Origin of the sequence: Stenotrophomonas terrae, from assembly GCF_001431465.1 — a bacterium.
In the GTDB taxonomy this organism is placed as follows: domain Bacteria; phylum Pseudomonadota; class Gammaproteobacteria; order Xanthomonadales; family Xanthomonadaceae; genus Stenotrophomonas; species Stenotrophomonas terrae.
In genome coordinates, this window is sequence record NZ_LDJJ01000009.1 from 181,498 (window position 1) to 194,940 (window position 13,443).

Genomic DNA, 13,443 nt, shown 5'->3' on the forward strand with positions numbered 1-13,443 from the left:
CGCAAGGAAATCCATGAAGTCGATTGCCAACACCACGCGCGCCTGCCTGCTGGCTGCCGCGGTCACCGCCATGGTAGGTCTGTCTGCCTGCAGCCCATCAGTGGCACCGGCTGCGGCGCCTGCCCAGGACGGCACCGCAACGCCGGCAGGCAGTGAGACGTACAGTATTCGCGGCACGCTGCCGGCGCTGGTCGATGGCACCGAGCTCAAGCTGCTGGTGCCGTCGTCGGCTGGCGACCCGCTGCATATCAAGCCGGCGGCTACTGCCGTCGCGAAGGACGGCGCGTTCGTGTTGACCGGGCAGGTGCCGCAGGCGGTGCCGGCGGTATTGATGGTGGGCAACCAGGGCTCGGTAAAGCTGGTGCTGGAGCCGGGTGAACTGCGCATCGAGATGGGCCCGCTTGGTCCGTTGGCCAAGGGCGGCAGCCTGACCGAGCGTGTCTACGGCTATCTGGAAGATCCGGCCTATGTAAGCGCATTCACCGCCAACCGCGAGGCCAACCGCAAGGCGTTTGCAGGTGTCGACGAGAATGACGAAGCCGCGATGAAGGCGGCGCGCGATGCCGTCGGTGCGCCGTTCATGGCCTTGGCCAAGGTCAAGAACGACTACGACGCGGCCATCCTCGACGGCAGCGCGCCGGCGCTGCTGAAGCTGCTGGTACTGAGCGAAAACTATGACTGGAAGCGCTACGACATGGCCCGGCGCACGCAGATGCTTGCCAGCTACAAGCAGGAACTGGGCGAGCATCCGTTGATCGTGCAGATGGAGCAGGCGGCGGCCGAGCATGCCAAGACCCAGCAGCTGGCCGAGAAGTTCGGGCCCGGCAAGCCCTACGCCGACATCGAGGCGGTTGGCGTGGATGGCAAGGTGGTCAAGCTGTCCGAAGTACTGGCGCGCAACAAACTGGTGCTGCTGGACTTCTGGGCGTCGTGGTGTGGCCCCTGCCGTGGTGAATTTCCGCACCTGCTGAAGGTCTATCGCGAGTTCCAAGCCCACGGTTTCGAGATCTACGCGGTGTCGCTGGATGAGGACAAGGCCGATTGGACCAAGGCCATGCAGGAAGAGGGCGGCAGCAATGACTTGCCGTGGATCAACCTGCAGGCACCGGGTTTCGAGGACAGTGCGGCGCAGACCTATGGTGTGGTGCAGCTGCCGCAGAACTATCTGATTGCCGGTGACGGCACCATTGTCGGTGTCGGCATGCGCGAGTGGGATGTGGAGCGTGCGGTGCGCGCGCAGATCAAGAAGGTTGAAGATGCGTCTGCACGTTGATGCACTCCGCCGTGTGGCGATGAGCACGCTGCTGTTGCTTGCGGTACTGCTGCCGGGCACGGTACTGGCGCAGGTGCAGGCCGAGCTGGTTGCCGCACAGCGCTCGGTGCAGCCTGGGCAGCCGTTGCAGCTGGCCCTGCGCATGCAGCATGACCCGCATTGGCACAGCTTCTGGAAGAACGCCGGCACCGGCCTGCCGACCAAGCTGATGTGGGAACTGCCGCCGGGATGGACCGCCGAGGCCATCCAGTGGCCGACGCCCATCCTGGTGCGCGACCGCGAAGGCAATATCACCGGGCATGGCTATGAGGGCTTGTCATATCTGCCGGTGCGGCTGATTGCCCCGGCAGACTTGCCAGCCGGCAGCGTGGTGGAACTGAAAGCGCAGGCACGCTGGTTGATGTGCGAGACGGTGTGCATTCCGGGCAAGGCGGCATTGAGCTTGCGGATGCCGGTCAGCGCCGAGCCCGCGCAGTCCGATGAAGGAGTGCAGGCTGCATTGGCCGCGCTGCCGATGCCCGCGGCCAGTGAAGGCTGGCAGCTGGCGGCTACCCATGCGCCGGCTGGGCTGACGCTGCGAGTGGCGGCACCGGCTGATATTGCCGATCTGCATTTCTTCCCCGCCGATGCCTTCGTTTCGTACAAGGTGCCGCAGACCATCGGCAACCGTGGCGCGCGTGCGCTGCTGAAGCTGCCGCTGGACCCGGCCGAGACCATGCCCGCCGACGCGATGCTGCGCGGTGTGTTGGCCTACAACGATGCCCAGGGTGTTTATCGCGGTGTCAGCATCGAGCTGCCGTTCGTGGCCGAAGCCGAGGCGACGGCGTTGGTCAGCACCGCCGACCTGGGTGCGGTGCCCGCCTCGGCCAGCGGTGATGGCAGCACGCAGCAGCTCTCTGCCCTGGTATTGCTGTTTGCATTGCTGGGTGGGCTCATCCTTAATCTGATGCCCTGCGTGTTCCCGGTGCTTGGATTGAAAGTGGTGGGCTTCATCGAGCAGGCGGGCAATGACCGCCGCAAGGTAAGCCTGCATGCGTTGTCGTTTACTGCCGGGGTACTGCTTTCGTTCTGGGCGCTGGCGGCGTTGTTGGCGGTATTGCGCGAAGGCGGGCAACAGCTGGGCTGGGGCTTCCAGCTGCAGTCGGCACCATTCGTGTTCGTGCTGGCGCTGGTGATGCTGGCGTTCGCGATGAACCTCAGCGGCGTGTTCGAAGTTGGCATGCGTGCCACCGGCGTTGGCTCCAGCCTGCAGACCCGCGGTGGCGTGGCCGGTAGCTTCTTCAGTGGCATGCTTGCCACCGTGGTGGCCACACCGTGCAGTGCACCGTTCCTGGCGCCTGCGCTGGGCGCAGCACTGGCGCTGCCGACGGCGCAGGCCTTCATCGTGTTCACTTTCATCGCCTTGGGCCTGGCCTTGCCCTATCTGCTGCTGTCGGTGTTCCCGTCGCTGGTGCTGCTGCTGCCGCGCCCGGGGGCATGGATGGAAACCTTCAAGCAGCTGATGGCATTCCCGTTGTACGCCACCGTCGCCTATCTGCTGTGGGTGCTGGCCGGCCAGTTGCAGGAAGCAGCGCTGCTCAACGCTTTGCTGGCATTGTCCCTGCTCGGCTTCGGCCTGTGGCTATATGGCCGTGGCACCCGTCCAGGAGCGCGCGGTGGCCGCGCGTTGGCATCCACGCTGGCGGGCGTATTGGTAGTGCTGGTGGCAGGGGCATTTGGCTGGCCACGCGCCGCGACGCCGGAGCAGATGCAATGGGAGCCGTGGAGCAGCGAGCGTATCCAGCAGCTGCAGGCTGAAGGGCGACCGGTCTACGTTGATTTCACCGCACGCTGGTGCGCGACCTGCCAGGTCAACAAGAAGGTGGTGTTTGCTTCCTCGCGCGTGCGTGATTACTTCCGCGACAACAAGGTGGCCACGCTGAAGGCCGACTGGACCAATGCCGATCCGCTGATCACCGCCGAGCTGGAACGTTGGAACCGCAGCGCCGTGCCGTTCAACCTGGCCTATCCCGCAGGTGCTGCTGCACCGCGCGAACTGCCGGAAGTGTTGACGGCGGACATCGTGCTCGCCGCTTTAGAAAACGCTACCCCACACGGACAGGATTGAACCCCGTCCCGACTTCCCCGCGCCCTCGGGCGCATTCCAAGAGAACGCAACGCATGATTTCGCAACGCCTGTTGTGCGCCGGCCTTGCGCTGGGCCTGATGGCAGCTTCCGCTGCCTCGGCCGAGCCGGTCAAGGTCAATGGCTTCACCCATGTCAAATCCCTCGACGGTATCGATGAGTACCGTCTCGACGCCAATGGCCTGAGCGTGCTGTTGCTGCCCAACCATGCTGCGCCGGTGGTGACCTTCCAGATGACCTACCGGGTCGGTTCGCGCAACGAGGTGACCGGCTCGACCGGTGGTACCCACCTGCTCGAGCACCTGATGTTCATGGGCAGCACCCACTTCGACGGCGAGAACAACGTCGATACCTACCTGGATCGCGTCGGTGCCGGCTTCAATGCCACCACCTCGCTGGACCGCACCAACTACTATGCCACGTTGCCGCCGGCCGCGCTGGACGGTTACATCGCCATCGAAGCCGATCGCATGCGCGGCCTGCTGCTGCGCGAGAAGGACCGCCAGAGCGAAATGACCGTGGTGCGCAACGAGTACGAGCGCAACGAGAACAACCCCAATGGCGCGTTGATGAAGCTGATGTGGGCCACCGCCTTCAATGCCCATCCCTACCACCATCCGGTGATCGGCTGGCGCAGCGATATCGAAAAGGTTTCCATCGAGAAACTGCGCGAGTTCTACGACACCTTCTACTGGCCGAACAACGCCACCGTCACCGTGGTCGGCGATATCGACAGCGCCCAGGTGCTGGCCAGCATCGGTGACAAGTTCGGCAAGGTGCCACGCTCGCCGCATGCCATCCCCGAGGTCTACACCACCGAGCCGGACCAGCAGGGCGAGCGTCGGGTGACGCTGCGCCGGGCCGGCGAGACCGGCACGGTGATGATGGCGTACAAGGCACCGGCGGGCCTGGACAAGGACATTCCGGCGTTGAACGTGCTGGAACTGGTATTGCAGGGCGGTCGCAGTGCGCGCCTGCAGCGGGCGCTGGTGGACACCAGTAAAGCGGTGGCGGTTTCCGGTGGCATGTACCAGCAGCGCGACCCGAGCCTGTTCATGCTGAGCGTGGCACTGGCACCGGACAGCAAGCACGAAGAAATTGAAAAGATTGTCCGCGACGAGATCGCCAAGCTTGCCCGCGACGGCGTTACCGCGGAAGAAATCAAGCGTGTACTTGGCCCGTACCGAGCCGAGGAAGCCTACCGACGTGACGGTACCGACCAGGCCGCTGATGCGCTCAACGAGTTCATCGCGATGGGCGATTGGACCCTGTATTCCAGCGCCTTGAAGGACCTTGAGAAGGTCACCCCGGCCGACGTGCAGCGCGTCGCCGGCACGTATTTCACCGCAGAGCAGAGCACGGTTGGCTGGTTCGTGCCGGAGAGCAGCAAGTGAGCAACGCAAAACGCATTCGACTGATTCCGCTGGCGCTGGCCGCACTGTCCAGCCTTGCCGCGTTCGCCGCCCAGGCTGGCGTCGCCGACACTGCCGTGCACGCCAAGGCGGCCGGCATCGACCTGATCGTCTACCCGATGGGGGTCAAGGACGTGGTCACCTTCACCGGCTCGATGCCGTTGGGTGATGCCTTCCTTGTTGCCAAGGCCGATGACCCGGCGGTGCCGACGCTGACCGCGATGCTGCTGGAAGCCGGTACTACCCGGCGCGACAAGTTCGCCATCTCGGACACGCTGGATGGCATCGGCGCCCAGTTGTCGCTGAGCCCCAGCGCGGCGCGCATCGGCATCTACGGCAAGAGCCTGAAGCAGGACCTGCCGATCGTGCTTGACCTGCTTGCCGAGCAGCTGCGCGAGCCGGCGTTCACCGCCGAGGAACTGTCCAAGGCCAAGGTACAGCTGGAAGCTGCGCTGCGCCAGGCCAGCGACAACCCTGGCACGATGGCGCGCGAGACCATGATGCTGGGCATCTTCCCGGCCGGCAGCGTCAATGCACCAGTGCCGCGCGAAGCCATGCTCAAGGCGGTGCCGCAGGTGACGCTGGAGCAGATCAGGGCCTTCCACGCAACGTATTACGGCCCGGCGCACATGACCCTGGTGTTTGCCGGTGACGTCGATGCCAAGGCGATTGAAACCGCAGTGGCGCACGGCTTCAACGGTTGGAGCGGCGGCGTGGACTATCTGCGTACCGCGCCGGCTCGGTTGCCGGCCAAGGCCGCCGAGCACAACATCGCGATGAAGGACAAGAGCAGCGTCAGCGTATTCCTCGGCCAGTCCACCGGCCTGCGTTATACGGATGCGGACTATCTGCCGATGACGGTGGGCGTGGATGTGTTGGGTTCGGGCTTCACCGGTCGCCTGATGGCGGCGGTGCGTGCCAAGGAAGGCCTGACCTATGGCATCGGCGGCAACCTGCTGGGCAGCGATTACATGGACGGCGGCCTGGGCATCAACACCACCTTCGCACCGGAACTGATGGACAAGGGCATTGCCAGCACCCGCCGCGAGCTGCAGCGCTGGTGGAAGGATGGCATCACCGCCGAAGAGCTGGATGCACGCAAGCAGGCGATGGTGGGCAGCTACCAGGTCGGCCTGGGCAATACCGACGGCATGTCGACGGCGATCATCGGTACGGTTGAACGCGGGGTTGGCCTGGCATGGCTGGACAACTACCCGCAGGCGATCCAGTCGGTGACCCTGGAGCAGGTCAACGGTGCAATCCGCCGGTATGTGGACCCGCAGAAGATGGTGCTGGTGAAGGCCGGCACCTTCAAGAAGTAAGTCGCAGCCTCTGCCAAGTGGTACGACACCAACAAACGCCGGCGTAAGCCGGCGTTTGTTGTTTGTCAGCAGCAATTGATGCAATCCGTAGTTACGTAGCCCGGGTAAGCAAAGCGCACCCGGGGTAGAAGATCGCCGATTGGCGCCCGGCCGCGCCCTGTCTACATGGGCAATAGCTGATCTTCAAGGCGCCGCGTTCTTAATCAAGCACGCACGCTATTGGAGATGATCTCCACCCAATAGCCGTCCGGGTCCTTGATGAAGGCCAGGCTTTTCATCCGGCCATCGCTCAGGCGCTTCTGGAACGGCACGTTCAATGCCTCGAAGCGAGCGCAGGCACTCTCGATGTCCGGCACCGACACGCAGATGTGGCCGAAGCCGCGCGGGTCGCTGTTGCCGTCGTGGTAGACCGGGCCGTCCTGGTTCTCGGTGCCGTGGTTGTGGGTGAGTTCCAGCACGCCGGGGATGCCGGCCATCCACAGGCGACGTTCGGCATCATCCTGCGGCACCTGCACGCCAGCCGGCACGTAGGCCAGGAAGTACAGGCTGAATTGCGCCTCGGCGAAATCACGCTGGTCGATCAGCTGGAAGCCCAGCACGCGGGTGTAGAAATCCAGCGAGGCGCGGATGTCCTTGACTCGCAGCATGGTGTGGTTGAACACGAAGCCGTTGGTTTCGGCCGGCACCTGTGCAGCGACGCCGGGCTGTTGAGCAAGGGTTTGAAGACTCATGGGGACAATCCTGTTGCGATGAATGGGGTAGGTGCGATGTGCTGCCGCCGCAGCGCAATGCCGATGCAAAAAGTTGCATGTGAAATCGCTAGCACAGCTTGCATGCGTCGATACAAAAAATCATCACCGGCATACCTTCAATGGCTAGGCGGCTGCGCGCGCGCTGGCTATGCTGCGTCGCAGGATAGTCGTTGTTCCCCACGTTTTGATGAAGCGCACATGCATTGCCTGATGTGCGGCGGGAGCGACGCTGGCGCAAGGCTTGCGCGGTTTGTTGGCGGGGATGCCAGCGCGAAGGGGAGCACGGCGTGAGCAGCGGCGGTTGACAAGCTTTCTCTGGTCGCGCTATTCATTGTATGTATATACAAATAACGAGACGGTTCTGATTTCCATGTCCTATCGTGTGTGGCTGCCGTTGCTGCTGATGCTGGTGCTCGCCGTTGAAGGCGTGCTCGGGGCATGGGCGAGCACGCGCATGGTGCTGCACGCGGAAGGCGTTCCGAGCGTTGCCGGTATCACCCGTGCCGCCAGTGCCAGCTGTGACCCGGCGCCGCGCGCGCTTGCGCTGGCCCAGCGCGGCTCAACGGCCACTGACGGCCATGAAAAGCATGCAGGGAAATCGGCTTCACCCGCCCACGCAGACGAGTGCAGCTGCGCCGACAGCGTCGGCTGCGAATGCCTGTGCGTGTTCACCATCTATCCCCCCGCGACGGCGCTGTTGTTCGCCGGTGCGCATCCGCCGGTAGCGGCCGATACGCCACTGCCGGCGCTGGTTCTGCCGGCTGGCAGGCTTTCCCGCGTCTTCCGACCTCCCATCGTCTGAGCGGTTGTTCTCGCGTCACCACGACGTTGCAGTGAACCGTGCTCGCGCCCGCGACTGCGGCTACGCCCCGAGAAAAATCCCAGCGAGAGAGAACATGTATTTGAAGCCCCAAGCCTTGGCTGCGGCCATCGGCACACTGTTGTGTGCCACCGCCGTCCACACCGCCAATGCGCAGGACGCGCAGTCCCCGAATGAAGCCGCCCGCACGCTGGACGCCGTGCAGGTCACCGGCAGCCATATCAAGCGCGCACAGTTGTCCGGGGTTGGCCCGGTCAGCGTGATCGATGCACAGGCCATTGAACGCTCCGGTGCCACTTCGGTTGACACCTTGTTGCAGCGCCTGCCGGCCTCGGCCGGTTTTGCCGGCAGCCAGAGCAATGCCTACTGGGCCGAGAACGGCTACGGCACCACCCAGGTCAACCTGCGCGGGCTGGGCATCAACCGCACCCTGGTGCTGCTCAATGGCCGCCGCATCGTCAATGGCGGCACCGGCGCCAACAGCTCGGTCGATCTGAATATGATTCCGGTATCGCTGATCGAGCGCGTGGAAGTGCTCAAGGACGGCGCTTCGGCCATCTACGGCGCCGATGCGGTCGCCGGCGTGGTCAACATCATCACCAAGCAGGGTTTTGACGGTGCCGAGGCTGCCGTGCGTTACGGCCAGACCACACGTGGCGATGGCGACGAAACCGCGGTCGACCTGGCCTGGGGCGTCACCAGCGAGCGCGGTTCGCTGATGGCCGGCATCAACTATGCCGAAGGCGGCACGGTCAACATGGGCTCGCGCGCACCCTGCGGCCTGGCCGAAGTGGATGGCAAGCTGGTGTGCTCGGGCAGCTCCACCACGGTCGGTGGCCGCGCGTTGCTGGCCGATGGCAGCCGGGTCAATTTCAACCAGGTGCTGGGCGGCAATGGCGATTTCTACGAGCCGTATTCGGCCGCCAAGCACAACTACAACGGCAACCCCACGCTCAACGCGGTCAATCCCATCAAGCGGATCAGCATGAGCGTGTTCGGCGACAGCCAGCTCAGCGAGAACACCAGCGTGTTCACCGAGCTGATGTATACCAACCGGCAGTCCGATCAGCTGGCCGCACCGGGCGGATTGGGCGTGTACCGGCCGATCAACATCGCCGCCGATCACCCGACCAATCCCACCGGACAGGATCTGCTGCTGCAGCGTCGGCGCCTGGAAGAAGCCGGCCCGCGCCATTTCTCGCAGGAAGTGAATACCTTTCGTGGCCTTGTAGGCGTGAAGGGGCATTTCGGCACGGGCTGGGATTGGTCAGCGGCCTTGAACTGGGGGCGTAACACCGGCGTCGATGGCTCGGACAATGTGGCCAATCTCGATCGTGTCGAGCAGACCCTGGACCGGCGCATCTGCAGCCCGGTGCCGGGTGCGGCCATTCCCTGCGGCGACTACCTGGGTCATGGCGATCTGAGCCGCGAAGTGCTCGATTACATCCTCTACACCTCGCGCGATACCGGCGGCAACGAGCAGAAGAGTTTCACCGCCAACCTGAGCGGGCAGATTTTCGAACTGCCAGCCGGTTGGGTAGGCTTCGCCGCCGGCGTGGAAGTGCGCAAAGAGCGTGGCTGGCGCAATCCCGATCCACTGACCGTGCTGGGCATCGGCAACACCAACCAGCAGGACCCGATTGCCGGTGAGTACACCGCCAAGGAAGTCTTCGCCGAGCTGGCGATTCCGCTGCTGCAGGACAATGTCATCGCCGATTCGCTGTACCTGAATCTGGCTGGCCGCGCCTCGGACTACGATCTGTTCGGCCGCGACTACAACTACAAGGTCGGCCTGGACTGGCAGGTCAATCCGGCGTTGAAGGTGCGCAGCACCTATGCCACCGCGTTCCGCATCCCGAACATCCCGGAGCTGTTTGGCGGCGTCGCCGAAGGCAACCTGACCACCACCGACCCGTGCAGCAACTGGTCGGCGTTGCCGGCGGGCTCCACGGTGCGTGACAACTGCCAGGCCTACGGCGTGCCGGCCGGCTATGTGCAGCCGGGCAATACCATCCTCACCACCTCCGGTGGCAATGCCGATCTGAAGCCGGAAGACGCCACCTCGTTCACCGCGGGCGTGGTGTGGACACCGGAGTTCCTGTCCGGCCTGACATTGACGCTGGACTACTACAACATCCGCATCAAGCACGCGATCCAGCGCATCGATGGCTCCACCAAGCTGGCCATCTGCTACAACACGCCGGGGCTGGCGCATCCGTTCTGCGACGCCAGCAACTTCACCCGCAACCCGCGCACCGGCGAAGTGGATTTCCTGTCCTCGCAGCCGGTCAATGCCGCCAACGAACACGTCACCGGCTATGACTTCGGTGCCTTGTACGAATTCAAGGCGGCAGGCTTTGATGCCAGCGTCAGTGCAGATGTGTCCTACCTGCAGCGTTACGACGTGCGGCCGTATGACGGCGCGGACCTGATCGAGTACGCCGGCAAGATCACCGGCGGCCGTGGCAGCTATGCCAAGTGGCGCGGCCTGGTCTCGATGAATGCATCGCGCGACAAGTGGTCGGGTACCTGGAGCACGCAGTACATCGGGCGTGCTGATGACATCAACGCGGCGCGCGGTGATATCGGCGATCACGCACCGTCGGTGTTCTATCACAACCTGCAGCTCAAGTACGCGGTGAGCAAGGCGCTGGATGTATCGCTGGGCCTGGACAATGTCTTCGACAAGAAGCCGCCGTTCATCCAGAGCTATACCGATGCCAACACCGATACGATGACCTATGACCTGCTGGGTCGCCGCTGGTACGCACGCATCGGCTACCGCTGGTGACTGGATGCGCCCCGTCGCAGCCGCGGCGGGACGCGTCATTGAACGAGGACGATGTTGATGAAACCCGCATTCTGGGCACGCCGTGCCCACAAATGGATCGGCCTGGTGATCGGTGTGCAGGCGCTGCTGTGGATGCTCAGCGGCGTCTACATGACCGTCGTGCCGCTAGGCGTGATCCATGGCGACCACCTTGCCCACGTGCATGGCACGCCGCTGCCGGCACAGGCGGCCCGTGTAGGCGCCGACGTGCTGTCAGCGCGCTATCCACAGATGGAGTCGTTCCGGCTCAAGCACGTGCTGGAACGCGAGGTCTATGAGATCCGCCAAGGGAAACAGAAATACCTGGTCGATGCTGCCAGCGGCGAACGCCTGGCGCCGATGGACCGTGAGCAGGCCATCGCACTGGCGCAGTCCCTGTATCAGGGGGACGGCGAAGTGGAACGGGTGGAATGGATCACCCGCGCACCGTCGGAAGTGAAGACCCGCCCGGTGCCGATGTGGGCCGTGCATTTCAGTGGACGCGGCGACACCACGCTGTACCTGTCACCGGACAGCGGTGAGCTGCTGGCGCGGCGGCACGACCTGTGGCGTGTGTTTGACTTCGTGTGGATGCTGCACATCATGGATTACGACAACCGCACCGACGTCAACAACACCTTGTTGCGGGTGGCATCGGTCATCGGCCTGGGCTTCGCCCTCAGCGGCATCTGGCTGCTGTTCTACAGCTTCGGCAAGCGGAGGAACGCATGACGCCCTGGATGCGTACCCTGCACAAGTGGGTGGGCCTGATTGTCGGCCTGCAGTTCATGGTGTGGCTGGGCAGTGGCTTGATGATGAGCCTGCTCGACCCGGAAAAGATTGAAGGCAGCGCCCAGCGCGCTGAAGCGGTTGCCAACCCCGCCTGGCCCTCTACGACGGTGTCCGCAAGCGTGGCGTTGGCTGCGGCAAAGGGCGAGGCAGCAACGCTGGACAGCGGTTGGCTGCTGCAACAGCCGGTGTATCGCCTGCAATCGCCGGAAGGCACGGAAGTGATCGATGCCCGCGACGGTAAGCGTATCGCCATCGACGCGGCGGTTGCGGCAAAAGTGGCACAGGCCGCATATGCCGGCGATGGTGAAGCCGCAGCACCGCAATACCTGCAGAAGACCTTGGAGACGCGGGCCAACCCGGACCCGGTATGGCGCGTGGACTTCAGTGATGGGCAGGACACCAGCATCTACGTGTCCGCACACAGCGGCCAGGTAATGGAACATCGCAACGCCACCTGGCGGCTGTTCGATATCTTCTGGATGCTGCACATCATGGATTACAGCAGCCGGGTCAACTTCAACAACCCATTGGTGGTGGGCATGGGCATTGGCGGCCTGTGGCTGGCGTTGACGGGCGTGTGGTTGTTGATCGCAAGTTTCCACCTGCAGGAGTTCATCCCGCGTCGCTGGCGCTCGCGCCGGCAGTTGATGGTGTACGCCCCAGGCGGTGCACATCTGCGCACGGTCGAGGTGGCCAATGGCGACAGTGTCTACGTGGCGCTGGCGCGCGAAGGCATCCAGCTTCCCTCCAACTGTGGTGGTGGCCAGAGCTGCGGCCTATGCGAGGTGCGCGTGCGTACCGGTGCCGGCAAGGCAACGGCGGCCGATCGCGCGCACGTGCCTGAAGCCAAACGCAAGGTGGGATGCCGCCTGGCCTGCAACCTGCAGGTGGATGACGATATCGAGATCGAAGTGGCCGGCGGCGCCAGTTTGTGGACCGAGCATTGGGCCCGCGTCGAGAAAGTCGTCGCGGTGACGCCGTTCCTGAGGGAGATTCATCTGCGCCCTGAGCAGGCAGCGGACACGCAGTTCCAGCCGGGCTGCTACCTGCAGCTGCATGTGCCCGAGTACGAATTGCCGCGCAGCGCGGTGTGGCATCCGGCCGAGCATGACGAGGATTGGAAGGCACTGTCCTTGCCTGCGACCTTGCAGAACAAGGCGGCGGTGCGCCGTTCCTATTCGCTGGCAACGCCGGTGTCGAACGCAGACGGCGGCCTGGTATTGCTGGTGCGCTTCAGCCCTGGCTGGCAGGAGAACCGCAAGCATCCGCCAGGCAAGGGTTCAAGCTATGCCTATACGCTGCGCGAGGGTGACCGCGTTCGCTACAGCGGTCCGTTCGGTGACTTTGCACTCAGCGGCAGCGAACGCGAGAAGATCTTCATTGGCGCAGGTGCAGGCATGGCGCCACTGCGTGCGCTGATCCAGCAGCGTTTGGATGAAGGCGGGGGCGAGCGTATCCACTATTGGTACGGCGCCCGTGGCGAACGTGACTGCCCATATGTAGAGCAGATGCAGGAGCTAGCGCATGAGCATGCCAACTTCAGTTGGCATCCGGTGTGGTCAGGGCAGGGCAGTGATGCACGCCGCGTGCACGAGGCGATGCATGAGGATCTGTTGAAGCAGCATCCGGACCTGGCCGGCTGCGAGTTCTATCTGTGTGGCCCGCCGGCGATGTTGGCGGCGACCAGGCAGCTGCTGCGCAAGTTGGGTGTTGCCGATGAGCGGGTTGCGTTTGATGACTTCAAGATCTGAGCGACGCTTTCTGTAGCTGAGCCACGGTAGTTGCTTAGGCAGCTGCTGTGGTTGTTGGCTTTGGCTGTTGCTCTTGTTTTGGCTGTTGCGCTGGTTTTGGCTGTTGCTTTGGCTTTGGCTTTGGCTTCCGCTTCCGCTTCCGCTTCCGCTTCCGCTTTCGCTTTCGCTTTCGCTTTCGCTCTGGCTCTGGCTGTTGCTTCGGCTTTGGCTTTGGCTCTGGCTGTTGTTTCGGCTTCGGCTGTTGCTTCGGCTCTCGCCTTGATCTTTGCTTCCAGCATTCCCTTCTCCCGCTTGCGGGAGAAGGTGCCCATAGGGCGGATGAGGGGAGCTTTTGACTTGGCCTAGCTAGAAGCTTGCCCTCACCCCAACCCCTCTCCCGTGAACGGG

General features: G+C 63.8%; 10 protein-coding genes. 9 read left to right on the plus strand and 1 reads right to left on the minus strand.

Features of this window, described 5'->3' with window-relative positions; translation table 11 throughout:
• Nucleotides 1–13: 13 nt before the first annotated feature.
• Genes ABB27_RS03860 through ABB27_RS03875 form a run of 4 tightly spaced genes read left to right on the plus strand, consistent with a single transcriptional unit; the run spans nucleotide 14 to nucleotide 6,132 of the window.
• Nucleotides 14–1,273 (plus strand): TlpA disulfide reductase family protein, encoded by a 1,260-nt coding sequence (locus ABB27_RS03860; protein WP_057626905.1) that lies wholly within the window; start codon nucleotides 14–16, stop codon nucleotides 1,271–1,273.
• Entirely contained in the window at nucleotides 1,257–3,380 is a 2,124-nt protein-coding gene (locus ABB27_RS03865; RefSeq protein ID WP_057626906.1) for a protein-disulfide reductase DsbD family protein, read from the plus strand. Before ABB27_RS03860 ends, ABB27_RS03865 begins: the two co-directional genes overlap by 17 nt.
• 53 nt (nucleotides 3,381–3,433) lie before the next feature.
• Complete coding sequence (locus ABB27_RS03870; RefSeq protein ID WP_083491129.1) at nucleotides 3,434–4,792, plus strand: M16 family metallopeptidase; 1,359 nt, start codon at nucleotides 3,434–3,436, stop codon at nucleotides 4,790–4,792.
• Nucleotides 4,789–6,132, plus strand: coding sequence for a M16 family metallopeptidase (locus ABB27_RS03875; protein WP_057626907.1), 1,344 nt, complete (start codon nucleotides 4,789–4,791; stop codon nucleotides 6,130–6,132). Before ABB27_RS03870 ends, ABB27_RS03875 begins: the two co-directional genes overlap by 4 nt.
• Nucleotides 6,133–6,335: 203 nt before the next feature.
• Here the strand turns inward: ABB27_RS03875 and gloA are convergent, their stop codons facing one another.
• Nucleotides 6,336–6,863, minus strand: a complete 528-nt coding sequence (gloA, locus tag ABB27_RS03880) for a lactoylglutathione lyase (protein ID WP_057626908.1) — start codon at nucleotides 6,861–6,863, stop codon at nucleotides 6,336–6,338.
• A gap of 322 nt (nucleotides 6,864–7,185) precedes the next feature.
• Here gloA and ABB27_RS03885 point away from each other — a divergent pair, with 322 nt between their 5' ends.
• From ABB27_RS03885 to ABB27_RS20025, 5 genes are all read left to right on the plus strand, one after another.
• On the plus strand, nucleotides 7,186–7,686 hold the full coding sequence (locus ABB27_RS03885; RefSeq protein WP_161809604.1) for a CopL family metal-binding regulatory protein: 501 nt from the start codon (nucleotides 7,186–7,188) through the stop codon (nucleotides 7,684–7,686).
• Between the two features lie 94 nt (nucleotides 7,687–7,780).
• Nucleotides 7,781–10,495, plus strand: coding sequence for a TonB-dependent receptor (locus ABB27_RS03890; RefSeq protein ID WP_057626910.1), 2,715 nt, complete (start codon nucleotides 7,781–7,783; stop codon nucleotides 10,493–10,495).
• Between the two features lie 57 nt (nucleotides 10,496–10,552).
• Nucleotides 10,553–11,245: a PepSY domain-containing protein gene (locus tag ABB27_RS03895; RefSeq protein WP_057626926.1), complete on the plus strand. Its 693-nt coding sequence runs from the start codon at nucleotides 10,553–10,555 to the stop codon at nucleotides 11,243–11,245.
• On the plus strand, nucleotides 11,242–13,056 hold the full coding sequence (locus ABB27_RS03900; protein WP_057626911.1) for a 2Fe-2S iron-sulfur cluster-binding protein: 1,815 nt from the start codon (nucleotides 11,242–11,244) through the stop codon (nucleotides 13,054–13,056). Before ABB27_RS03895 ends, ABB27_RS03900 begins: the two co-directional genes overlap by 4 nt.
• 54 nt (nucleotides 13,057–13,110) lie before the next feature.
• Nucleotides 13,111–13,401 (plus strand): hypothetical protein, encoded by a 291-nt coding sequence (locus ABB27_RS20025; RefSeq protein ID WP_162531828.1) that lies wholly within the window; start codon nucleotides 13,111–13,113, stop codon nucleotides 13,399–13,401.
• Nucleotides 13,402–13,443: the final 42 nt, after the last annotated feature.

Coding starts and splice junctions, on each gene's coding strand:
- gloA (WP_057626908.1), bottom strand. CDS start 6,863: ATGAGTCTTCAAACCCTTGCTCAACAGCCCGGCGTCGCTGCACAGGTG.
- ABB27_RS03865 (WP_057626906.1), top strand. CDS start 1,257: ATGCGTCTGCACGTTGATGCACTCCGCCGTGTGGCGATGAGCACGCTG.
- ABB27_RS03900 (WP_057626911.1), top strand. CDS start 11,242: ATGACGCCCTGGATGCGTACCCTGCACAAGTGGGTGGGCCTGATTGTC.
- ABB27_RS03870 (WP_083491129.1), top strand. CDS start 3,434: ATGATTTCGCAACGCCTGTTGTGCGCCGGCCTTGCGCTGGGCCTGATG.
- ABB27_RS03890 (WP_057626910.1), top strand. CDS start 7,781: ATGTATTTGAAGCCCCAAGCCTTGGCTGCGGCCATCGGCACACTGTTG.
- ABB27_RS03860 (WP_057626905.1), top strand. CDS start 14: ATGAAGTCGATTGCCAACACCACGCGCGCCTGCCTGCTGGCTGCCGCG.
- ABB27_RS03895 (WP_057626926.1), top strand. CDS start 10,553: ATGAAACCCGCATTCTGGGCACGCCGTGCCCACAAATGGATCGGCCTG.